Here is a 24523-nt window from a genome sequence, read left to right as displayed (position 1 = left end):
TCTTGAGTTGTTAAATCAAACTCTGTAAAACCGTTGGTGTCATCTCCATCTGTTGCATTATCACAAACACCGTAATCGGAAATGGTTGTTATTAAAGGTTGTGCATTTGCAATAATATTAAAAGAGGTTGTGCTAGAACAATTGGTTAATGTATTTAATAAGTTTACAAAAATAGTTTGTGTATTTGTAACGGTATTAGTATATGTTGTTGGATTTGGAATAGCATTTATGTTTGCATTGGCATCAGTTATATTTTCAAAATAATTTACAATAATATTTGCTTGTCCATTGATTAAATTATTGTCTTGAGTCGTTAAATCGAACTGAGTAAAACCATCACTATCCACATCGCATTCTCCATAATCAGGAATAGTTGTTATAGTTGGTAATGTATTAACAATTAAGTCAAAAGGTATTGTAGAAAAATTATGACAAGATGTATTGCCTGTATTAGGAGTAATTCGAATAAAGATTTGTTCTGGGTTTGAAATGTTTTGATATGGGCTAGTTAAAGCGTTATTGCCAGAATCTGCATCTGTTGAAGATGTATGATATGTTACTGTAAAATCTGCAGGATTTTGCGTACCAAGAATAGTAGTTGTTTGAGATTCTAAATCAAAAAGTTCTATTTGATCATTTAAATCATCATCGCAAACTTCTATGTTTGATGGTGCATTAATGATAGGAATAGGATCTACAATTAAATCAAACTGTGTAGTTGCAACACAGGCAGCATTTGTAGTGCTTTCCATTCTAACAAAAATGGTTTCAGGATCTGTAGTATTTGTATATGGACTCGTTAAATTGTTAATTCCATTATTTGCATCAGCTAAAGAGTTGTGATAAGTTACTGTGAAATCCGCAGGATTTTGAGTGCCAAGAATTGCAGCAGTTTGAGATTCTAAATCAAATTGAGCAATACCATCATTTAATACATCATCACAAACTACTAAATTATTAGGTGTAGTTATGGGTGGTTGCGTATTAACAAATAATTGAAACTGAACTATTGTAAAACATCCAGTACTAGTATCAGTAAGTCTAGTATATATTATTTGAGGATTTGCTGTATTAGTATAAGGGCTTGTTAAGTTATTAACTTCAATGTTTGCATCACTTTCAGAAGCGTAATAAGCAAGACTAACATTAGTTTGAGTACCAATTATTAAAGGAGTATTTACTTCTAAATCAAATTCGGTAAAGCCATCAGTAAAAGGGGCAACAGCATCACATTCAGTTAAATTTAAGGTTTGATTAGGGTCAAAATCTGGGAAAGCACTAACAGGAGCATCTGAAAATTGAGCAGTTCCTGTCCATTCTAAACTAAAAGGACTATTACCAATAGGCCTGTCGATTACAACAAAGTATGTTTCTCCAGCTAATGCATTTATTTCAGTTACAAAACTATTTCCTGCAGCTCCAGGTCCACCCGTTGGTTGAGAACCAGATGCAGCAGCAATAGTATTATTCATTCCAGTAAGATTATTGCCTTGGCCTGCAGCTTGTGGATTTGTTGTATTACATCTAATAGCACTACCTAAACTACCACAAGTAGGGTTAGGACCAAAAACAAAAAAATCATAGTCTTCACTAATAGCAGCACTACTAGGTGTAAGAGTAAAAGCTAAAGTACCATTGTTAACTACAGTAACCTCTAGCCATAAACTATTATTTTCATTACTACCGCAAGAGTTAGGAAATTCATTAGTTATACCAGTTCCATTAACATCTAAAACAATGTCAGAATCTCCACAAACAGTTATAGCATTAGCGCAGTCATTGGGTAACTGAGCAAAGCTATAGTTAGAAAACATTAAGACACAGAAAATTATTAAAAATTTAAGCGTAGGTTTTATCATCATTTGAATTTTATCTTTTTAAAGTAAAGTGATTTTTATATATGCGACCATCTTCTAAAGTTACAGAGAACCAGTAATCGCTTGCTGGCATTACATTTCCATTAAATGTTCCATCCCAACCTTTTCCTGCTGGATCTAGTGTTGTTATAAGTTTACCAAAGCGGTCAAAGATATGAATTATTGAGTTGCGTTGAAATTGGGCAGAAACTCCATAAACTTGCCAGGTATCATTAATGGTATCATTATTAGGAGTGAAATACAAAGGAAAACCTATTACGGATATTAATTTCGTAATACTTCCACAATTATTTTTTATGTCTTTAACTATAACAGTATAAATTCCTGGTGGAATTCCTGTAAAAGTAGAATTAGATTGAAAAGGTGTTGAGTCACCATCTTGATTAGTTAAAGCATATTGATATTCTCCTTCACCAGATATAACAATAGAAATTTGATTATTATTAATACTTCCATCTATAATACTTATATCTTCAATTGTAGCTATGTTTGAAGGCTCTACAATTATGGTCCTAGATTTATTACAACCTGTTGTAGCATTTATAGCTGTTACAGTATAATTACCAGGAGTATTTACTTCTATAGATTCTGTGGTTTCACCATTAGACCAAGTATAATCATATATATTTGGATTATTTTCATTGGTGCCACTTTCTAAAGTTATGGTTTGAGGAAAATCATTTAAACAATATAATATTGTTTCATCGTCTTCTAAAGAAGGTAAAGGATTGATAGTAAGTTGTACTTCATTAATTCCGTAACAAGCATTATCATTTTCTACTCGTACATATATAGTTTGCGAGTAAGGTATAGTATTTTCATATGGAGAAGAGAGTGGATTTTGCTCTATGAGTGCTTCATTATATGTTTCATAATATTCTATATTTAAACCTGCAGGCAATCCATTTAAAATAGCATTAGAAAAATCATTAAGATTAAAAGCATGAATTCCATCTTCAGAGTTTAATTCATCGCAAACTTCAGGAGCACTGTAATCACTAATTTGGGTGTCACTCACTTCTAATAATAAAGCACTTGTATTAAAACAACCAGTAATGGTGTTAGTGACTCTTACATAAATGGTTTGTGGATTTAAGGTATTGTTGTAAGACATTCCATTTATTGGAGCAATATCATTCTGTGCATTATTTTGAGTCAAGTAAAATTGTACTATTCTATCTGCAGCATTTCCTGTAATAGCTTCATTAACTTCTGTTAAATTAAAAGTTGTAAAACCATCTACTGTATTCTCGTTGTCGCATTGGTATATATCTACATCAAAAGCTTCGGGAATGGGATTAATATTGATTATAACTTCTTCTGTGTTATAGCAATTTGTATTGTTATTATTTTCAATTCTAACAAAAACATTCTCATTAAAAGCTGTTTGGTTTGTATAGTTATTAGGAAGACCGTTTTGCCCAGCTTCAGCATCGACTAGAGTTGGATGATATGTCACGGTATATTGTGCAGCATTTTGATTTCCTATAACAGTAGCATTAAAATTTGATAAATCAATAGAAGTAATACCATCCATTGGATTAGCGTCAACATCACAAGTTTCTAAATTTATATTACTTGTAATTTGCGGCGTATTATAAATATAAACCTCAAAGGAAGTAATATCATAACAGTTATTATTTCCTATACTTTGCGCTCTAGCATATATGGTTTGTGGATTAGTTGTGTTTTGAAAATCTCCAATAATTTCATTAATTTGAGATGTTGCATCATCCATACTTCTAAAGTATTTTACTTCAAAATTTAATGGGTTTTGAGTGTCTAAAACGCTATTAGTCTGTTCTGTAAAATTAAAATTAGAAATGCCATCATTATTATCGTCGCAAACTAATATGTTTGAAGGTTGATTAGCAATAGGATATTCAAAATAAGATACATTTGCTTCACCTCTTAAGAAACCACAATTACCATCATTAAGTTCTATAAGTACTTCATAAAAACCAGGTCCACTAATATCTAAATCAAAATCAGTTTCTGTTAATGGGTTGCCATCTAAGGTCCAAGAATAAGTGGCATTAGCTATATTATCAGACATAAGCGTGTATAGATCACCTATGCATAGGTTTAATGATGTGGTGTCTATGCCATTTTGTATGATATCAATGTTTTCAGTAAAGAAAGAGGTGATAAAAGGCGGTAAACCTTGTCTTGAATTAGAAGTAAGTTGCACCGCATTATTTTGATAATTACATCCAGTACCAGCAATATTTGGGTTGTTAATTACTGATAAAAATGGAGAACCATTATTATATGTATTACTCATGGCTCTATATATTTTGCCATTTGGCCCCAATTGTAATCCACTACGGTAAGTTTGTCTTTGGTCTATAACTATCTCACTAGCACTAATATTTACAGCTTGAAGATTATATTGTAATAACGCTCCGTATTGTGCATTTGGATTATTAAAATCTCCTTGACCGGCTTGTCTATAAGTCGATACATATAATAACTCATTATTTGGAGAGAATTCTATACCATAAGGGTTTTGACTACCTTCATTAGTAGAAAAATTAATATTTATTGCATTTGGGTTACTTACTATTCCAGTTGTAGTATCAAAGTCGAAGAGATATAATCCGGAAGTAATATTAGCCGCAGCTAATTTTGTACCATCTGGAGAGAACTTTAAATAGCCTCTAGTTTCATTAATTTGTAAACCAATATTGGATACTACAGGTGTTGTGTTTACACCAGTATCTGTGACTTCGTATGCGTAAAAAGAATTATTACTTTCACCAAAATTTTCATCAGCAAAAGTTATAACCCAAATAGATTGAGAATTGCAATCTTTTAATACTGCACTTAATTTCTCAGACGTATTAGATAATAACTGTTGATTTTTTAAAGCTGTAACATCTCCTAAACCGCCATTGAGTGTCATGTCGACTTCAGAGAAATGAAAGCCTAAATCTTCACCGTCTAATGATGGTGTATCTACAGTAAAAATATAATATATGTTTGGGTCATTTGGTTTAGGTATAATAATGGCAGATTGAGTACTAGATGCATCTCCAAATAAACGATTACTAAAAGGAGATTCGTTAGCATTAGACATGGTTTGGTGTAGGCTATTCCATACGGTTCTGCCATCTGTATAGAACAATAAGTTGCCGTTACTGTCTGAAATACTTGTACAGCCCTCATCTGTAGCTAGTTGTCCGTCATTTAAGGCCGTGATATTACCATTAAGATCAAAAGAAATACCTGCGTTATCTCCAAAATACCAATTTGAAGCTTCTTGCTGTGCATTAATAGCAGAGCATAGAAAGCATAAAAGTATAGTAATTATCTTTTTCATTCGTTTAAGCAAAAGCTTTCAAAGATATTATAATTACTATACTTTTTATAACATTTATATGTTAAAATAATAGTTTAGAGCTTATAGATCACGCTTTAAGAGTAAGCGATAAGAGCCAAGTATAAATAATGTGGTCCATACTAAAACAATACCTATTTGGTACCAATGTAAACTGTAATCAAAATTAAATTGCTCGCCAACTTGATTCGCTATCTCTTTTACTGCTCCCAAACGTGAAAAAGGTTCCATAATAAGATTTGACATTGACTCTAATGGAAACCATTGTGTAATAGATTCCCAATGGTCTTTTGTAGCATCTATTTGAAATCTAATTAAACCGTAAGCAATTTTTTCTATAATATACCAAACGAGTAAGAAGCCTAAAGCAAAAGCAGAACGTTTTATTAAAATCCCTAAAAATAAACACATTGAGAAAAACCCCACTAATTTAACAAAGAATGCTAATAGATATTCTAGGTCTGAAAAGACATGATATGATTCTGTAATACTTGAAAAAGAGTAGCCTAATATTAGTGACACTAAAAAAATAAAAATAGTAGAAATTAGAGCAAATACTGTTACAGTAATAAATTTTGAAGCTATAAATTCTTTCTTGCTTAAGCCATCTATTAAATTCTGTTTTATAGTTTTATTACTATATTCATTAGCCATCATAGAAACTATAACAATGGCTAAAAAGAATTTTATTGAAGCAGCAATATAAGTATTAAAATGCCAGATATATGGAAAGTTAAAAATTCCCATTTCTGCAGCATGGAACTTGAAAAAACCAAAATTAAATTTAATTGATGCAAAAAGAGCTATACCGGTAAGTAGAATAAAATAGGCTAAAATAAGTACTTTACTAGCTCTATTATTCCATAATTTTATAAATTCTATATTTAAAAGTCGTAACATGTTTGGTTGGTTTTATACTGAAAAAAATCAGAAATAGTTTTTTTTGATGATTGATTATTCGTTGTTATCTGTAAGTTGAAGAAATTGTTCTTCTAAACTTTCTTTTCGCATTACTAAATGAGATAACGAAATCCCTTTATTAAAAGCTTGCTTGTTAAAATCTGCTGCTGATACCGTTTCTTTTAAAAATGCTGTTGTTAGCCCATCATTTTCTGTAACACGCTCAATTGAAGGATGTGACTCTAAGAATGATTTTAATCCAACAATATCATCACTTTTTAATTCAAAAAAACCATTACTAGAAATCATTTCATCAACACGTCCAGAATATAGTTTTTCTCCTTTTCTAAGTACAACAACATGTGAACATACTTTTTCTACTTCATCTAATAGGTGAGATGCTAATAGTATAGTTGTGCCTTGGCTTGCAATGTCTTTAATAATTGCTCTAATTTGGTGTATTCCTTGAGGATCTAGCCCGTTAGTTGGCTCATCTAAAATTAAAATTTCAGGATCGTTTAATAGTGCAGATGCAATTGCTAAACGTTGCTTCATTCCTAAAGAAAATGTTTTAAACTTACTGTCTTTACGATCTATTAGACCTACAATTTCAAGTTTTTCATCAATCTTGCTATCATCTATGCCTTTAATTTTGCAAACTAACTTTAAGTTTTTGTAAGCTGTCATGTAAGGGTAGAAATTAGGTCGCTCTATAATTGCACCTACTTTTTTTAAAGCATCATGTGTAGTTGTATTACCGTCAAACCATTTAAAATCGCCATGAGTCCTATTTACAACATTTAAAACAATACCTAAGGTTGTAGATTTACCACTTCCGTTTGGTCCTAAAATGCCATAAACATTTCCTTTTTCTATAGTGAATGATAAGTCCTTTACAGCTGTTAAATAGCCATACTTTTTTGTAAGATTATTAATCGTTAAAATGGTATCCATTGAAAATGAAGTTTTTTGATTGGTTTAAAAGTAAGACGATGTATACTAATATTTGTTACATCTTATAATAATAAAGTTTTAAATTTGATTAATCATATTATGCTATGGACGATTTAAAAATTTCTAAGAAAAAACCATCTTATCCAGTAAAGAAAAGACTTAATCATTATTTAAGTGAATATAATAGAAATATTCGTATCTCTATTTTGTATGATGATTTGCTTAGGTTTCAAGGTTCGGTTACTGTGTATGATAAAAATGATAAAGATACGCTTTGGATTCGTGTATACTACAGTGAGTTTGATAGAGAGGAAATAGATTTAAGCTTAAAACGCGTCTATACTAAATTACATAGTGACGGAAATGAGAAAACCTTATCTTTTTTAAATGTTGATGCTGTAGATTATTGCACTTTTGGAAACTCCAAGCCTTTTAGAGTGAAAATTAGAAATGTTCTTAATGATAATTATACTTATTTCTATGTTAAAAAAGCTGATGCTTCTCGTATTTATGGTCTTGAATTAGAACATATGTTATCGCCATATAATCTTAATTTTATGGTGTGTAAAGACACGTTAATAGAAGAGCATATTGCTGGTATTCCTGGAGATGAATTTATTAGTAATATGCTGCCAAAATGTACTGAGCCTGAGAAATCTCAAATAGCAAAAGAGTTTGTGAAGTTTAATGAACGTTGTATGATTAGACTTCTTGGTGATATGCGCTCTTATAATTATGTAATAGTGCCCACACATGATTTTGATCATGTGGTTTATAAAATTAGAGCAATAGATTTTGATCAGCAATCTTATGAAGGAAAATTCAATGTCTACAGACCTCAATTTTTTAAAGAAAATCTTACGATGGTACAATTAGTGTCAGAAAAATTTCAGAAAGAATCAATAGATCAATATAAAATTGAAGAACGCTCTATAGTAGCTAAACGAATGATAAGTTACAATGATAGAATTGAAGAGTTATTAAATTGTATGATAAACGATTCTATTTCTAATGAAGCACATATTAATTTATTAAAATCTAAAATTTACGATTATACTTTAGATTTAAAATTTAAGCGTAGTAAAAATATGGGAGCTATTTTAAAAAATGCTTTAGCTTATGTTAAACGTAATTATGAAAATGTAAATACTAAGGATTTTTAAATTATTCTAATTCCAATTTTCATTAAAATCTAGATTATCATAATCGTCAATATTATAATCGTCATCAAATTCATTAGTATCGCCATCTTTTTCAGTTTCAAAAACTTTTTCTGGAGCGCTATCTGGTACTTGTCCTTGAACAAACATTAAATTTGGGTAATCTACACCTTCATTTTCTTCAGCAATTTCAGCTAATTCAACATAAAAAGTCCACATATTTAAAAAATCGTAAACGTAAATTAGTTTTGTCTGCGCTTCGTGAACAGTATCATCTAATGATGTTTCATTCATTAGGCGTACTTGGTTCATGCCTTCACTCATATCAAATAATGAGATTTCCTCACCTTGATTCCATTCGTCATCACTTAAATAAAATGAAGCCATTTCACTACCATCAAAACCAAAAGATTGCGTAATAATATTATGCAAATCTTCCATAGTATCTGTCTCTCTTATTTCTAAGTCGCGAAAGATGTCTTCTTCGGTATCATTGTCAAGAATGACTCTAAATCTATAAATCATAAACCTGTTTTTTTGGTCTGCAAAGATACAATGTCTTCTTAGTTGTTTTTAAGATTATGGATAAAATCTTTTTGGTTTTCTAAATATACGTAAAATTGAATTCCTATTAATATAGTTCCAATCACTAAATGTAATGGTTGTGACAAAAACGGGAAGTCAAAATAATACATGGCAATACCAGTAATAACTTCTAAAATAATACATAGCATTACTAAATTCATTTTATTAAACCCTAAATTCATTTTTTTGTTTTTTAAATATAGCCAAGCATTGAGTAGAAAAACAAGAATAGAGAATGTTCTATGAATATAAAACTGAAGTGTAGGATTTGCCAACCAAAGCTCTTCAATATAACCAACAGCTTTAACTTGTTCATCTACATATTGTCTTACTTGAGTACCTATTATAATTTGAATAAGTGTTAAGCCAATAGCAATCAATAAAAAAAGTTTAAAGCTTTTATCTGTTTTTTGGTTTTTAAAACTGTTTTTTGATGCAAAAATGATATATAAAATAAAGGCGATAATTACCAAAGCCATTACCATATGAATAGTGATTTTATAAGGTGCCAAATTAGAGTCTACAACGGTTTTGCCTAGCCAAGCTTGAAATGCCATTGCTAATAGGACTAGTATAGATGAGATGGTAATCCATTTGTTACGTTTAAAAAACCAAAATGAAAGTATTACCATAATAAGTATTGGAATACCAGCTAAAACACTTGCTAATCTATTTATATATTCTATCCAGGTATGGGTTGGATTATATTCTGCATAATCATGTTTTGTATATTTAGTCCAATTTGTTACATCTAAATCCTCTGAAGATTTAAAATCATTTTTTGCAACTAAAAGCTCTTTATTATGGACAATAATAATACCTTCTTTGTAGTCATGATTAGTTTTAAACTCGATATCTACAACATCACTCGGTGGTATGTAATAACCAAAACACTTTGGCCAATCTGGACAACCCATTCCAGAACCTGTCATACGAACAACAGCACCTGCTATAACAATTAAATAGACAAAGAAAAGTGAAATTTTGGCAATGGTTCTAAAGTGTTTTTTCATCTAGCTTAATATTTTTTTAAAACAAAGACTATTTTTCATATTGGTGTATTGCCCGTAATTAGAAATAATTTTATAATCACATTTTTTATAAAATTGAACAGCTTCTAATTGGCGTTTACCAGTTTCTAAAATAGAAAAGGTATATCCTATTTCGTTAGCCCAATGTTCTAATGCTTGTAAAATCTTTCCTGCTATACCTTGACTGCGAAATTCTGGTTTGGTATACATGCGTTTAATTTCGATTGTATTATCATTAAAAGTTTTAAAAGCGCCACATCCAACAGGATTAGAATCTATATAGGCAATAATAACATGCTTTAATACATCAATATTATTAAACTGATTATAAAAATCATGTTCATCACCATCTGTAGTTTTTAAATAGCGATCTAAATCTTTTACAAGATTTACAAAATCTATGTTATTAGAGTCAGTTCTAACTATTTTTAACATATTACTCCATTTTTAATCCTAAAGCTTTTCCTTTTTCTATCATTAACTGAAAAGCAGCTTCATGTTCATTAGGAATTTCACCTTCTAAAATAGCTTCTTTTATTGCTTCTTTAATAATGCCAATTTCTTTTGAAGGTTTTAAATTGAAGGTATTCATAATTTCTTCACCAGACACTGGTGGTTGAAAATTACGAACATGGTCTTTAGCTTCGACTTCAATTATTTTTTCTCTAACAATTTTAAAATTGTTATGATATTTATTAAATTTTTTTGGGTTTTTAGTTGTAATATCTGCCTCACAAAGCGTCATTAAATCGTCTACATAATCACCTGCATCGAAAACTAAACGGCGAACAGCAGAATCTGTTACTATATCTTGAGCTAATACAATAGGGCGAGAACTCATAAAAACAAGTTTTTGAACAAACTTCATTTTTTCATTTAAAGGCATTTTTAAGCGTTTAAATAAATGATACACCATTTTAGAGCCTTCAAATTCGTGAGCATGAAATGTCCAACCTACTTTTTTAGAAAACTTTTTAGTTGGTGCTTTTCCAATATCATGAAGTAATGCAGCCCAACGTAACCAAACATCATCAGTATGTTTAGAAATATTATCTACAACTTCAAGTGTATGATAGAAGTTGTCTTTATGTTTTTGCCCTTCAATTTCATCAATACCTTTTAAAGCAGTAAGTTCTGGTAATATATGCTTTAATAACCCTGTTTTTTCTAGAAGTAAAAAGCCAATAGACGGTGTTTTGCTTCCTAAAATCTTATTGAGTTCGACAACAATACGCTCATTAGTAATTATTTTAATACGGTCATTATTTCTTGTAATTGCGTCTAGAGAGTCTTTTTCAATTATAAAATCTAATTGTGTTGCAAAACGAATAGCTCTCATCATACGTAATGGGTCATCACTATAAGTTATGTCTGGATTTAATGGCGTACGAATAATTTTATTTTTTAAATCTGTAACACCATTAAATGGGTCTAGTAAATTCCCGAAATTGGCTTCAGATAAATCTAAAGCTAAAGCATTAATACTAAAATCACGACGATTCTGGTCGTCTTTTAGTGTGCCATTCTCTACAATAGGATTTCTACTATCTTCATTATAAGATTCTTTACGCGCTCCAACAAATTCAACCTCTATGTCATCATAACGTAACATAGCAGTTCCATAGGTTTTAAAAACTTGTACGTTAGGTTTATTAGGTAAGTTTTTTGCAACTTTTTTTGCTAAAGCTATGCCACTGCCAATAGCAACTATATCTATATCTTTAGCATCACCGCGTTGTAATAAAAAATCTCGTACAAAACCACCAATAACATAGCAGTCTAGTTTTAACTCGGCTGCAGATTTAGAAATGATTTTGAATATATTATGTGAAAGTGCTTCTTTGTGATTCATTGTTTATATCAACCTAGCTATTCGCGAATAATTTTCACGCCACCACTATTACTTAACTTAATTATTGTAGATGGGTTTTTAGCTACTTTTTCTTTTTGCAAATTTACGACATAATCCACACCTTTTATAATAGCTTCATCTATTTCTTTAAAGGATTTTGGTGTTGGTTCACCTGCTAAATTTGCTGAGGTAGAAACTAATGGTCTACCAAGATATTTAATGAGTTTTTTACAAAAATCATGATCTACAATTCTAATAGCTAATGTATTATCGCTTGCTATTAAGTTTTCTGATACTCCAGCAGGATTATCATAAATAACTGTAGTAGGATTTACTGCAAGATCAAGAATGTTATAGGCTAATTTAGGAACATTGTCAACATGTTTTTCTAGCATACTATAATTATTTACTAAACAAATTAAAGCTTTAGAATCCTCTCTTTGTTTTAACTTATAAATTTTTTGAACTGCTAATGAGTTTGTTGCATCACAGCCAATACCCCAAACGGTATCTGTTGGGTATAAAATAATGCCGCCTTGTTTTAAAATAGTAACGGTTTCGCTAAGAAGTAATTTAATGTCCACACTCAATTTTATTATATATTTGCTCAAAACAAAAGTAAATGAAATTAGTTTATTATAAATCAGATCATGGTAATTTTGGAGATGATTTAAATCTATGGTTATGGCCAAAAATATTTGGTTCAGATTTTTTTAATAAACGAAACGATATAGCTTTCATGGGAATTGGCTCCATTTTAATGGGGAATTCTAAGTTTATTGACCTTGCAAATGAGAGTGATAAAAAAGTGATTTTTAGCACAGGTGTACGCTCAATAAACGAAAATTTTAATTTTGATGAGTCTTGGGATATTAGATTTGTTCGTGGCCCATACAGTGCTTTAAGGTTAACAAAAGAAGCTAATAACTACATTGCAGATGGTGCTTATTTTTTTGCACTTCTACCAGAATATGAAGAGTATCTTAAGCTGCCTAAAAAACATAAAATTAGTTTTATTCCATACTTTAAATCTTTAGATAAAGTAGATTGGAAGTCTATATGCGATACTTTAGGATGGAATCTTATTTTGCCAACCAATAATGATGTTGAGCAATTTATGAAAGATATTGTACAAAGCGAGCAAGTTATTAGTGAAGCAATGCATGGTAGTATACTGGCAGATGCGTTAAGAGTACCATGGAAACGATTGCGTTTTAATGCGCACATGTACGAAGGTGAGCGCGTAAGCGAATGGAAATGGAACGATTGGATGTTATCTATAGATATTACTGAAAATGATTTTATTGAAGCTCCTGTTTTAAGACGAAAAAAATGGTTTAAAATATCTAAATCTGCTTATAGAAAGGCAAATGAGAAGCATGTAATTGAAAAGCTTAAGCATCATGAAAACACGCCTTTTATGTTATCTACAGATGAAGTGATGAAAACAATGATAAGTAAAATGAAAACTGAAGTAGAAGCCTTTAAATCTAAATATTTTTAATAATGTTTAAAGCTCTAAAAACAAAATTCAGAAATAATAAACTAAGAAAGAAACTCCTTAAAAACAAGGTGCTTTTTAATATAGATTCGTTTTCTTTTTCGTCTAAAAATGTTTTGATTATAGATCAAATTATACCAGAATTTAATAAAGATTCTGGCTCGAGACGTTTAACAGAAATTATAAAACTCTTACTAGAAAAAGACGTTTCGGTTTTTTTAGTTGCCGATTTAAAACAATATAAATACAACAGTGATTATATAGAGAAGTTTAAAGCACTTGGTGTTAATGTATACGAACCCGCAATAGATGAAAATGGTGCTTTATTAACTAAAGAGTTATTTATTGAAAAGATAGCATCAAAATTAGATATTGCTTGGTTACATAGACCAAATATTTTTGAAAAGTATAATACACAAATTAAAAAGCATAATCCTAACATAAAATTGGTTTTCGATATGGTCGATTTTCATTATTTGCGCTTAAGTAGAGAATGGAAAGATAATCAAGATGCAAAAACTAAAGCTGAAGCAGAACGTTATTTACAAATTGAGATAGACAACTGTAAAAAAGCAGACAGTATTATAGTAATTTCTGAAGATGATAAAGTAGAACTTATTAAACATTATAATACTATTTCTAAAATGGTAGTTATTGGTAATATTCATGATTATATTCCCAAAAATGAAACATTTATAACTCCTGAAAAACGTAACGAATTACTGTTTGTTGGTGGTTTTAAACACATGCCTAATGAGGATGCTGTTTTGTATTTATATAATGATATTATGCCTTTAGTATGGGAGCAGCATCCAGATATTAAAATAAATATTGTTGGTAGTTATCCAACAGAAACAGTTTTGGCCTTACATTCAGAACAATTTAATGTTATAGGTTTTGTTGAAGATGTTGCAGCATACTACAAAACTGCAAAATTATTTGTAGCACCTTTAAAATATGGAGCAGGAGTAAAAGGGAAAATAGGTCAAAGTTTTGAATATAGTTTACCAGTTGTAACTACAGATATTGGAGCAGAAGGTTTTGATTTTTCTCCATACAATGAAACAATGATAGCTAATAATGCAAAAGACTTTGCAGATAGCATAATTGCCCTGTATACTAATAATGAATTATGGGAAGCAGCTAGCGGGCATTCTAAAAAAATTATTCAACCATTTTCTCTGCAACATATTAGCAATACTATAGATGTAGTACTATCTAAATAACTTATTTAAGTTCAAAAACAGTATCTACAAAATGGTCCACAGTAAATTGATGATATATTTCTTCAGGCAAAATTTCATAGTCTGTAGTGAAAAAGTCGGCTTCTATTTTGGGATTTTTAGAGTCTAAAACCAGAATGTTATTAGGGTTATAGAAAGCATATTTTTTAACCGATGTATTAGTAGTTATAATTTTCTTTTGGTAAGCTAAGGCTTCAAAAATTCTAAAACTTAAACCATTATGACCATCGCGCACAAGGTCTAGTACAATTCGTGAGTCTTCAAGGTGCTGCTTTAAAGCTTCAGTTTTAATTTCTTTATCTGTATGCTCAATGTTTTTATACAGTCCAGCAGGTTTTCGCGAGCTAACAGTAACAAATTTATGACTAATATTTAACGCGTCAAATTGCTGCGCAATACTATTTAATTGTGTTAATCTTTCGTCTGGAGATAACACTATAAAAGCATCATATTTATAGTCTTTTTTTATCGGTTGTTTATCTAAATATATAAAGTTTGTAATATGCTTAAAGTTATACTTTTTAACATCTTTTAAATCAAAAGAATAAATAGTGTTGAAAATATTATCAAGTAAATGGTCTACAGGAAAACGAACACAACTATCATAAATGTAAGAGATGTAATTATTAGTATATGTTTTAATTTTATGATGAATATGTAATGAAATTAGATCTGGACGTATAACTAAAATTGCATCTTGTTTTCCTAAACGATTTAATTCATTTAAAATAAATTCTTGACGTTTAATCTTTTTTATATTCTGTTTTAAAAATGTTTTAAAAATGAAGTTTTTTGTTTTTTCTAAAACAGACTTATACTCATATTTAAACTTACTTATATCAATATGTGTTGCTTCAATACCTTTCTTATTAAGAGCTTTAACGATATGATGGTCGTAATTCCAGTAATCAAAACTAATTAAGGTTATTTTCATAAAGAGTAATTAAGCTTTAAAAAAAAATATTTTCAAAGGTACAGTTTTTTGTTATACCAATTTTGCTTTGAATTTGCTCAAAAGAAAAATGATGGATTTTGAAATTATAGGAAATAGAAAAAGTAAGCATAGTATTAATTACGGTTATTTTTTATATTAAACTAGAATTATAAAAGGCGCATTTTAATTTGGCGAATTCAAAGTGAAAATGGTATTAGTATCAATGTATGTTAAAGAATTGTATCTTTGTTTTTTGTTTTAAAAACAGAACCTATCTATATGAAAAAAATTCAAGTTGGCTTTCTAGTATCTTACGATTATGAGTTGCTAAAAAATGCTATTCCTTTAGTTTATAAGTTGTCTGATACTATATTCTTAGCAGTTGATATTGACCGTAAAACCTGGAATGGATCACCAATAGTTATTGAAGATAGTTTTTTTCAATGGATAAAAGATTTTGATACAGATAATAAGATAGAAATCTACGAAGATAATTTTTGTAAGCCAGAACTTACCACGATGGAATGTGAGGTTAGAGAGCGTAAAATGATGGCTGAAAAAATGGGCGTTGGTAATTGGATTATTCAATTAGACGCCGACGAATATTTTATAAACTTTGAACGTTTTGTAAACTTTCTAAAAAGTAAAAATTCATACTTAGACAATCCTGAAAAGCAAAAAATTCAAATACAGCCATTTCATGTCAGTTTATATAAAAAGACAGAAAATGGATATTTGTATGTTAATGAAGCCACTAAAACTGTAGTAGCTACTAACTATCCAGATTATAAAATTGGTAGAAAAACCCACGGTAAAGTTATTTATTTTAATGCTTTAATCTTACACGAAAGTATTTCTAGAGATCGAGAAGATTTAATAACAAAATTGACTAATTGGGGACATAACGAAGAAGTAGATGTAGATGGATTTATGAAAAAATGGGATTCGGTTAACGAATCTAATTATAGTGAAATGGAGGATTTTTTCTTTTTAGAACCAGAAAAATGGAAATACTTAGACTTTGTAAAAGGCGCAAATTTTGCAGAACTTTTTGAGAATTTTAAAAACGAAAAGGAGCAAGGTTTGTATAAATCTAAGTTTTTTATCTTCAAGAAAAACCTAGGGCAGTTTTTTAAATATTTATTCAAATAATAGCTTTGAAATCAACATTAATCATAGCAACTTATAATTGGCCTGAAGCTTTAAACTTGGTTTTAGAAAGCGCTAGGATTCAAACACAGTTACCAGATGAAATTATTATAGCAGATGATGGCTCTACAAAAGAGACTGAAGCTATAATAAATCAATATAAAACGAGTTTTTCAATACCAGTACATCATATTTGGCAAGAAGATAATGGTTTTAGAAAATCGCATATATTAAATCAAGCCATTGCAAAAGCAAAAGGAGATTACATTATTCAAGTCGATGGTGATTGTATTATGCATTATAACTTTGTTAAAGATCATCTAGCATTTGCCGCTTCTAATACGTATTTGTTTGGTTCTCGTGTTAATATTCAAGAACCCTATTTAGAAACCTTATTTGCAAAAAAACAGATTAAATTTAATCCGTTTTCTAAAGGTATAAAAAAACGTACGCGAGCTATCCATTCTCCAATTTTAAGTAGCATGTATAAACAACAAGACGATTTTTCTAAGAAATTTAGAGGTTGCAATACATCATATTTTAAATCAGATTTTATAGCTGTAAATGGCTATAATGAAGATATAACTGGTTGGGGAAGAGAAGACAGTGAGCTTATGTTACGAATGCATAATAAAGGAGTAAAAGCAAAACGATTACGCTATCGAGGCATTGTATTCCATATTTGGCATAAAGAGAAATCTAAAGATAGAGTAGAGGCTAACGATTCTATAGAACAAAAAACAATTAACGATAAGATTGCGTGGGCAGATAATGGCGTTGATAAATATTTAGAGCATGCGTAAAGTAATCAATCCATCATATCATAACCATACAAAAGCTTTAGATCATTTTATTTTAAATTATGAAACTGAAGGCGAAGCTTATGGTAATCAAGACAGAAACAGCTTACGTCTTTTTAAATTAGATGATAAAATAGTAAATGCTAAGTCTTTTAAAAAGCCAAATGCTATAAACAAAGTCGTATATAAATTCTTTAGAAAAAGTAAAGCGCAACGCTCTTTCGAGTATGCTAATAAACTTAAAGCATTAGCTATTGGTACTCCTGAACCTGTAGCGTTTTATGAAATGAATTCTGGTTTGCTTTTTGGAAAAAGCTATTATCTAAGTGAGCAGTTAAATGACGATATTACCTATCGCGAACTCACTACAGATTTTAATATTCCTAACCATGAAGCGATATTAAGAGCATTTACAAGATTTACATTCAAACTCCATGAAAAAGGTGTTAATTTCTTAGACCATTCACCAGGTAATACTCTAATAGAATATAATAATGGAGATTATAAGTTCTATTTGGTTGATTTAAACCGAATGAATTTTGAAACTATGACGTTTGAAAAACGCATTAAAAACTTTGCTAAACTTACTATTCATAAAAGTATGATAGAAGTTATGAGTGATGAATACGCAAAATTAATTAATGAAGATTACGATAAAGTGTTCAATTTAATGTGGCAAGAAACACAAGCCTTTCAAGATTCATATCACAGACGTAGACGATTGAAGCAAAAGATTAAGTTTTGGAAAAAGTACGATTAATTTAATTTACGTCACTTCGAGTGATTTGTGAGGTACGATACAAATTGTATCGAGAAGTTTTATAGTCTTCCTTTTCGTGATAACCACAACTTGAAATAAAAACAGTATTTTGAATAGAAAAGGATGAATAATTAGCTCATCTTTATGCTAATTTAATATTTTGTATAAGTCAATTTCATCTAAAAATCGAAGCAATAAAAGGATAGAGAACAATAATAATGGTTAAGAAATAAATAATTAAAAAAAAGATATTCGTTTTTTTATATAAATTAAATAGTTCTTTATCTCCATTAATAACAAATCCAATCTCAATAATAGAAAGGATGATTAATATCCAAATATAAAAAGACACCAATAAATACATAGATATGTAAGCCACGCCTATAAGAATAAAAAAAAGGTAAGTTAAAACACAAAAGATGTTAATCAATCTTACAACATAATATAATATAGGATAATCAGGTGGTTTGCTAGGCATACTAAGTACAAGTATTTTAATTCCTATTCCTACGTAACAACCACAATTTTACATACCTCATAAATACAACATAGGCTTGTACAAAACCTATAGTAAAACCAACGAGACCATCACGAAAACCACTTTGCACAATATAGTGTTTAACAAAGCCCCAAAACGGTTTAATTGCAAAATGATAAGGAGTTAAACGTCCTGTTTTTTTATCGTAATCCTTAGCTTGTAAATTAGCATAGTGATTCATTTTTTGCATGTATAGGTCAAAACTGCGATAAGAATAATGCAAGAATTTATGCTTTAATTGCCCAATAGTGCCATTCACTTTTAATGCTTCATGTACATGGCGGTCGTCATATTTACAAGTATCTCTTTTAAAGAGCCTAATAACACTATCATTACGCCAACCACTATAATGAACACGTTGCCCCATAAAATGATTAATACGTTTTATATTGTAGGCATCATGAGGTATTTTATCTTGACTTAAAACAGAAAGAATTTCAGTTTTTAATTCTGGAGTAACACGTTCGTCTGCGTCTACTAGTAAAATCCATTCGTATTGGGCTTGAGAAATAGCATGGTTTTTTTGAGCACCATAAAAATCAAATTCACGTTGTATAACTTTAGTCGCTAAAGTGTTCGCTTTTTCTGCAGTACCATCTTCGCTATAACTGTCTATAACAATAATTTCATCAGCAAAATCAACAGAAGCTATGACAGCTTCAATGTTGTCAATTTCATTTTTAGTAGGAATAATTGCCGTTAGTTTGGTCACCTTAAAGTTTTGTGTAAAAATAACTATTTTTGCCATATTCAATAGCTTTATAATAAATCAATGGCAAAACCAGAAATATCAATAATTATTAGCACTTACAATGCAGAAGCTTGGCTAGAAAAAGTATTGTGGAGTTATGAAGCGCAAAGCTTCAAAAATTTCGAAATAGTTATTGCAGATGATGGTTCTAAACAACCAACTTTCGATTTATTAGAGCGTATGCAAACCGAAGTGTCTTTTCCTATTATTCATGTATGGCATGAAGATAATGGATTTCAAAAAACAATGATTTTAAATAAAGCCATTTTAAAATGTAATGCAGATTATATTTTAATGAGTGATGGCGATTGTATGGCAAGACAAGATTTTGTGTCTACTCATATTAATAAAAGGGAAAAAGGTTATTTCTTATCTGGTGGTTACTTTAAATTACCTATGTCTATTTCAGAAACAATTTCAAAAGAAAATATATTGAATCAAGACTGTTTTAATTTAAAATGGCTGTTAGCAAATGGACTAAAATCATCTTTTAAAAACAATAAATTAAATGCTTCACCAATTAAAGCAAAGATTTTAAATGCTGTTACGCCCACAAACGCAAGTTGGAATGGCCATAATGCTTCAGGCTGGAAAAAAGATATTTTAGCTGTAAATGGTTTCGACGAACGTATGCAGTATGGCGGTGAAGATAGGGAAATGGGAGAACGATTATTTAATATGGGAATTAAATCGAAACAAATTAGATATAATGCTATTTGTTTACATTTAGATCATGCAAGAGGTTATGTCAATCAAGAAGCTATTGATAAAAATCAGAAAATAAGGGCAGTTGTAAAAAAGGAGAATTTAAAATGGACCAATTATGGTATTCTTCAAGAATCATAAACCTTTCAAAAAAGCAGTTAGTTTATTGGTAATGAATTCAGGTTTAAATTGCTTGTAAAAAGTAGCATACGCTTCTTTTATTTTTTTAAGTTTTGTAGTCTCATACAACTCCGGTTTCACATCTTTTAAATGTGTAGAAACGTTTGTTTTACCGTTTTCAAATAAACTCCAAGCTGCTTTATCTATCCATGGAGAAAAAATAGTAAATGTTGGTGTATTTAATGCTTTTGCCATGTTTACAGCGCCACCTTCGTTACCAATAAGTGCATTACAAAAATGGGTGATACAAATAAAATCTCTCAAGCTTTTACCATAAACATCTAATAAAATAGCCTGTTGTGTATTGGGTTTGCAAAAATTAAAAATAGCTTTTGCATCTTCTAACTGTTTAGGTATATAGTTGAATAGTAGTTGAGCATTAGGTATTACTTCTACCACATAGTCTAGAACCATAGCCATATATTCAAAAGGATATGTTTTAGATAAGTCACTACCTAAAACACCAACCATAATTAAAGGTTTGTGTAAGTCGATATTATTATCAATTAAAAAAGATTCAGTTTTTTTAATTTCAACATCGGTTAAATATATTTTTGGTTTAATAACTGTTAATTCTCTTTTTATAATAGGATCTAACAGTCGCATTCTATTTTCTATAGCTAAACCAGCATTGGTTTTGGCAATTTTAGAATCTTTAAATGTATGTGTATATATAAAAGAAGAATAAAACTTCTTAATAGATATTTTGGTTTTTGCTTTAGAAAAATAAGAAATAAGGTTACTACTTAGTTTTCCATATACATCTATAACTGTATCGTATTTTTCAACTTTAATAGTTTTTAAAAACTTATAAAATTCAGTTTTCGACTGTTCTATCTCTTTAGTAAAAAAAACGAATTTATCTACAAACGGATTATTCTCAACAACAGAAAACGTATGCGAATTTATCAAATAATGTAATTCTGCATCAGGATAGTTACCACGCAAAGCTTCTAGCAAAATACTTGTAGTAAGTACATCACCAATCATTTTTTGTTGTATAACTAATATCTTCATTTAGTATTAAACCGCAACATTGTGTTCTCTTAGAGCATCATTAAGAGACGTTTTTTTGTTTGTACTCTCTTTACGTTTTCCAATAATTAAGGCACATGGTACATTATAATCTCCAGCTGGGAACGATTTAGTATAACTTCCAGGAATAACAACAGATCTTGCAGGTACACGACCTTTCATTTCTACAGGTTCGTCTCCAGTAACATCAATAATTTTAGTAGATGCAGTTAATACAACATTGGCACCAAGAACAGCTTCTGTTTCAACACGAACACCTTCAACAACAATACAACGTGAGCCAATAAATGCATTATCTTCAATAATTACAGGAGCAGCTTGTAAAGGTTCTAAAACACCACCAATACCAACACCACCAGATAAGTGAACGTTTTTACCAATTTGAGCACAACTACCAACAGTTGCCCATGTATCTACCATTGTACCTTCATCTACATAAGCACCAATGTTTACATAACTAGGCATTAAAATGGTTCCAGCAGATATATAAGCGCCATGTCTTGCAACTGCATGAGGTACAACACGAATGCCTTTTTCTTTATAACCTGTTTTTAATGGAATTTTATCATGAAACTCAAAAATACCAACTTCTAAAGTTTCCATTTTTTGGATAGGGAAATATAAAACGACAGCTTTTTTTACCCATTCATTAACTTGCCAACCATCATTTGTTGGTTCAGCAACACGTAATGTGCCTTCATCTAATAAGCTAACTACTTTTCTAATTGTAGCTTGAGTACTATCTTCACTTAGTAAAGCACGATCATTCCATGCATTTTCTATAATTTGTTGTAAATCGGTCATTATTTATTTTAAGTTTCTACAAATATAAATCCTAAAAATGTAATTATGGCATAATCTTTATTCATATAATGTATATAAACATTAAATTTGCACAAAAATTAATATGGCTCAAATTCTAGCAATAGATTATGGTAAGGTAAGAACGGGATTAGCCGTTACAGACGATATGCAAATTATTGCTTCTGGTTTGACTACTGTTCCTACAAAAGAGCTGTTAGATTTTATAAAAAGCTATACAGAGAAAGAGGAAGTAGAATTATTCTTAGTTGGTGAGCCTAAACAAATGAATAATGAAGCTAGTGAGAGTGAAGCTATAATAGCACCTTTTATTAGTAAGCTAAGAACTTTTTTTCCGGAGATTCCTATTAAACGAGTTGATGAGCGTTTTACATCTAAAATGGCTATGCAGACCATGATAGATAGCGGATTAAAGAAAAAACAAAGACAAAACAAAGCACTTGTTGATGAAATTAGTGCCACAATAATACTTCAGTCTTATCTATATAACCAATAATTTGTTTTGTTGATTAAAATACTCTTTATCGTTTTTAAGTGCATTTAATCGATTATGTCTAATTTTGATCTAGTGTCAGAAAAAAAAAAGGTATTGTTATTATAGTTTTGTTTTCAATAGCAATTGATTAATATTATGAAAAAAAATACTTTATTATTTTTTGTATTTATGTTTTTTACAAAAACCTATGGACAAACAGAATGTCCGGAATCTATTAAGCAGAATAGTACAACTTCTGAACCCACTTTTGTTTTATCAAATGGGCAAAATGGATGTAATACCGTTACTTGGCCTCTTACTATTCTAATAGATGGTTTAACTTACAGTTATGTTAGCTGTAATGGCGGTAATTTAGATTATGTAATTGATCCAGGACAAACTCCTCCTACAGGATTTGATGTTACTGTTGATTACGGTAATGGCTTGCTCTGTACCTATGATATAAATGGAGCGTTAGTAACTTTGTCTAATCAGGATTTTGAAATAAAAGAAAAGGAATACACTATATATCCTAATCCTGTAAAAAGCGAAATAACATTAAATATTAATTTTCCTAAGAAGTCAAATTATAACATATCATTAATTAATATTTTGGGTAAGGAGGTTTATAGAAAAAGTTTTAATGACAAAAATGAAGCTGAACTAGATATTAAAGAACTTGTTAATGGTATATACATATTAAAAATATTTGACAATGAAAATATAATTATTAAAAAGATAGTTATAGAGGATTAGTATTATAATAAGAAAATTAGATACAGGCTTTAATATTTTATATTAAGGCCTTTTTTGTTGTATTTTTGCAAATCTATAATAAATAGTAAATATGGTATTACCAATTGTCGCTTATGGCGATCCAGTTTTAAAAGTTAAAGCAAAAGAAATTGACAAAGACTATCCTAATTTAAAGGAGTTAATTGCCAATATGAAAGAAACGATGCATGGTGCTTATGGTGTAGGTTTAGCTGCACCGCAAATAGGTTTGCCAATACGTTTATTTTTGGTAGACACATCACCTTTTGCAGAAGATGATGTGTTAGAAGATGAAGAGCGCGCTTTTCTTGAAACATTTAAGCATGCATTTATTAACCCTACAATTCTAGAAGAATCTGGAGATGAATGGGCTTTTAATGAAGGCTGTTTAAGTATTCCAGACGTGCGTGAAGATGTTTTTAGAAAGCCTAACATTAAGATTGAATATTTTGATGAGGATTTTAAGAAACATACTATGGAATTAGACGGTTTAGCTGCGCGTGTATTTCAACATGAGTACGATCATATTGAAGGAGTATTGTTTACAGATAAACTATCTACATTAAAAAAACGCTTAATAAAAGGGAAGTTACTTAATATTAGTAAAGGAAAGATTAGAGTAGATTACCGTATGAAATTTCCTAATATTAAAAAGAAGCGTTAAAAATTTGCAAAACAAAATAGAGTACAAGATATTTGCGCTCCTTAAAAAGAAAGAAAAGTATGGCATTAGATAAAATATTAGCAATTTCAGGAAAGCCAGGATTGTATAAATTAGTGACTCAAACACGTGGTGGTTTTGTGGCAGAGTCATTAATAGATCAAAGAAAAATTACGGTTGGAATTCAACAAAACGTTAGTATATTAAGTGAAATAGCTATTTATACATTAACAGAAGAAGTGCCATTACGCGAGGTTTTAGAAAAAATTAAAACCAAAGAAAATGGTGCGCCAACGAGTATTAGTCACAAAGATGGTAAAGATAAATTAGAAGAATATTTCTTTGAGGTATTACCAGATTATGATGAAGATCGTGTGTACGCTAGTGATATTAAGAAAGTAGTACAATGGTATAATATGCTACAAAAAAATGATTTACTACAATTAGAAGATACTAGAACTTCAGACGAAGAAGAATAGTACTTTACAAATAATA

23 protein-coding genes and 1 pseudogene are annotated in these 24523 nt (G+C 30.0%); 11 read left to right on the top strand and 13 right to left on the bottom strand.

Going from position 1 to position 24523, the window contains the following annotated elements:
• The 4 genes and pseudogenes from Q0997_RS18340 to Q0997_RS18325 form a co-directional block, all read right to left on the bottom strand.
• Positions 1-1814, bottom strand: a pseudogene (locus tag Q0997_RS18340) (hypothetical protein); the annotation flags it as partial.
• A 55-nt stretch (positions 1815-1869) separates the two neighbouring features.
• Complete coding sequence (locus tag Q0997_RS18335) at positions 1870-5199, bottom strand: T9SS type B sorting domain-containing protein (protein WP_299891646.1); 3330 nt, start codon at positions 5197-5199, stop codon at positions 1870-1872.
• Between the two features lie 81 nt (positions 5200-5280).
• Entirely contained in the window at positions 5281-6117 is an 837-nt protein-coding gene (locus tag Q0997_RS18330) for an ABC transporter permease (protein ID WP_299891643.1), read from the bottom strand.
• A 54-nt stretch (positions 6118-6171) separates the two neighbouring features.
• The gene (locus tag Q0997_RS18325; protein WP_299891641.1) at positions 6172-7071 is read right to left on the bottom strand and encodes an ABC transporter ATP-binding protein; all 900 of its coding nucleotides are present in this window, start codon (positions 7069-7071) and stop codon (positions 6172-6174) included.
• Positions 7072-7175: 104 nt separating this feature from the next.
• On the opposite strand from Q0997_RS18325, the gene Q0997_RS18320 reads away from it, so the two are divergent.
• Positions 7176-8234: a hypothetical protein gene (locus Q0997_RS18320; RefSeq protein ID WP_299891638.1), complete on the top strand. Its 1059-nt coding sequence runs from the start codon at positions 7176-7178 to the stop codon at positions 8232-8234.
• Positions 8235-8240: 6 nt separating this feature from the next.
• On the opposite strand, the gene Q0997_RS18315 is transcribed toward Q0997_RS18320, so the two are convergent.
• The 5 genes from Q0997_RS18315 to Q0997_RS18295 are packed head-to-tail and all read right to left on the bottom strand — an operon-like array spanning position 8241 to position 12283.
• Complete coding sequence (locus Q0997_RS18315) at positions 8241-8756, bottom strand: hypothetical protein (protein ID WP_299891636.1); 516 nt, start codon at positions 8754-8756, stop codon at positions 8241-8243.
• Positions 8757-8794: 38 nt separating this feature from the next.
• Positions 8795-9829: a heme A synthase gene (locus Q0997_RS18310; protein WP_299891633.1), complete on the bottom strand. Its 1035-nt coding sequence runs from the start codon at positions 9827-9829 to the stop codon at positions 8795-8797.
• The gene (locus Q0997_RS18305) at positions 9830-10282 is read right to left on the bottom strand and encodes a GNAT family N-acetyltransferase (protein WP_299891630.1); all 453 of its coding nucleotides are present in this window, start codon (positions 10280-10282) and stop codon (positions 9830-9832) included. It lies immediately after the preceding gene.
• Between the two features lies 1 nt (position 10283).
• The gene (locus tag Q0997_RS18300) at positions 10284-11699 is read right to left on the bottom strand and encodes an HD domain-containing protein (protein ID WP_299891628.1); all 1416 of its coding nucleotides are present in this window, start codon (positions 11697-11699) and stop codon (positions 10284-10286) included.
• Positions 11700-11716: 17 nt separating this feature from the next.
• The gene (locus Q0997_RS18295) at positions 11717-12283 is read right to left on the bottom strand and encodes an L-threonylcarbamoyladenylate synthase (protein ID WP_299891625.1); all 567 of its coding nucleotides are present in this window, start codon (positions 12281-12283) and stop codon (positions 11717-11719) included.
• Positions 12284-12321: 38 nt separating this feature from the next.
• Here Q0997_RS18295 and Q0997_RS18290 point away from each other — a divergent pair, with 38 nt between their 5' ends.
• Together Q0997_RS18290 and Q0997_RS18285 are read left to right on the top strand one after the other, a co-directional pair.
• Positions 12322-13203 (top strand): polysaccharide pyruvyl transferase family protein, encoded by an 882-nt coding sequence (locus Q0997_RS18290; protein WP_299891624.1) that lies wholly within the window; start codon positions 12322-12324, stop codon positions 13201-13203.
• Between the two features lie 2 nt (positions 13204-13205).
• Positions 13206-14426, top strand: coding sequence for a glycosyltransferase (locus Q0997_RS18285; protein ID WP_299891621.1), 1221 nt, complete (start codon positions 13206-13208; stop codon positions 14424-14426).
• Position 14427: 1 nt separating this feature from the next.
• On the opposite strand, the gene Q0997_RS18280 is transcribed toward Q0997_RS18285, so the two are convergent.
• Positions 14428-15378 (bottom strand): hypothetical protein, encoded by a 951-nt coding sequence (locus Q0997_RS18280; protein WP_299891619.1) that lies wholly within the window; start codon positions 15376-15378, stop codon positions 14428-14430.
• A 279-nt stretch (positions 15379-15657) separates the two neighbouring features.
• On the opposite strand from Q0997_RS18280, the gene Q0997_RS18275 reads away from it, so the two are divergent.
• Genes Q0997_RS18275 through Q0997_RS18265 form a run of 3 tightly spaced genes read left to right on the top strand, consistent with a single transcriptional unit; the run spans position 15658 to position 18087 of the window.
• On the top strand, positions 15658-16530 hold the full coding sequence (locus tag Q0997_RS18275; RefSeq protein WP_299891616.1) for a hypothetical protein: 873 nt from the start codon (positions 15658-15660) through the stop codon (positions 16528-16530).
• Between the two features lie 5 nt (positions 16531-16535).
• Positions 16536-17330 carry a glycosyltransferase family 2 protein gene (locus Q0997_RS18270; protein WP_299891614.1) on the top strand — a complete coding sequence of 265 codons (795 nt, stop codon included), beginning with the start codon at positions 16536-16538 and terminating at the stop codon, positions 17328-17330.
• Positions 17323-18087 (top strand): lipopolysaccharide kinase InaA family protein, encoded by a 765-nt coding sequence (locus Q0997_RS18265; RefSeq protein ID WP_299891611.1) that lies wholly within the window; start codon positions 17323-17325, stop codon positions 18085-18087. Before Q0997_RS18270 ends, Q0997_RS18265 begins: the two co-directional genes overlap by 8 nt.
• A gap of 494 nt (positions 18088-18581) precedes the next feature.
• Here Q0997_RS18265 and Q0997_RS18260 read toward each other — a convergent pair whose 3' ends face one another.
• Entirely contained in the window at positions 18582-19373 is a 792-nt protein-coding gene (locus Q0997_RS18260; protein WP_299891608.1) for a glycosyltransferase family 2 protein, read from the bottom strand.
• Positions 19374-19397: 24 nt separating this feature from the next.
• Here Q0997_RS18260 and Q0997_RS18255 point away from each other — a divergent pair, with 24 nt between their 5' ends.
• A complete protein-coding gene (locus Q0997_RS18255) occupies positions 19398-20222 on the top strand; it encodes a glycosyltransferase family 2 protein (protein WP_299891606.1) in 825 nt (274 codons plus the stop codon).
• Here Q0997_RS18255 and Q0997_RS18250 read toward each other — a convergent pair.
• On the bottom strand, positions 20217-21278 hold the full coding sequence (locus Q0997_RS18250; protein WP_299891605.1) for a glycosyltransferase family 9 protein: 1062 nt from the start codon (positions 21276-21278) through the stop codon (positions 20217-20219). The two genes, Q0997_RS18255 and Q0997_RS18250, sit on opposite strands and share 6 nt — an antisense overlap.
• A gap of 6 nt (positions 21279-21284) precedes the next feature.
• A complete protein-coding gene (locus tag Q0997_RS18245; protein ID WP_299891604.1) occupies positions 21285-22100 on the bottom strand; it encodes a 2,3,4,5-tetrahydropyridine-2,6-dicarboxylate N-succinyltransferase in 816 nt (271 codons plus the stop codon).
• A 103-nt stretch (positions 22101-22203) separates the two neighbouring features.
• Here Q0997_RS18245 and ruvX point away from each other — a divergent pair, with 103 nt between their 5' ends.
• From ruvX to Q0997_RS18225, 4 genes are all read left to right on the top strand, one after another.
• The gene (ruvX, locus tag Q0997_RS18240) at positions 22204-22614 is read left to right on the top strand and encodes a Holliday junction resolvase RuvX (protein ID WP_299891601.1); all 411 of its coding nucleotides are present in this window, start codon (positions 22204-22206) and stop codon (positions 22612-22614) included.
• Between the two features lie 135 nt (positions 22615-22749).
• Positions 22750-23349: a T9SS type A sorting domain-containing protein gene (locus Q0997_RS18235; protein WP_299891598.1), complete on the top strand. Its 600-nt coding sequence runs from the start codon at positions 22750-22752 to the stop codon at positions 23347-23349.
• Positions 23350-23440: 91 nt separating this feature from the next.
• A complete protein-coding gene (def, locus tag Q0997_RS18230) occupies positions 23441-24031 on the top strand; it encodes a peptide deformylase (protein WP_299891596.1) in 591 nt (196 codons plus the stop codon).
• Positions 24032-24090: 59 nt separating this feature from the next.
• A complete protein-coding gene (locus Q0997_RS18225) occupies positions 24091-24507 on the top strand; it encodes a DUF5606 domain-containing protein (RefSeq protein ID WP_299891594.1) in 417 nt (138 codons plus the stop codon).
• Positions 24508-24523: the final 16 nt, after the last annotated feature.

This window comes from uncultured Lacinutrix sp., from assembly GCF_947500325.1.
Classification (GTDB): domain Bacteria; phylum Bacteroidota; class Bacteroidia; order Flavobacteriales; family Flavobacteriaceae; genus Lacinutrix.
This window is presented reverse-complemented; position numbering and strand designations above follow the sequence as displayed.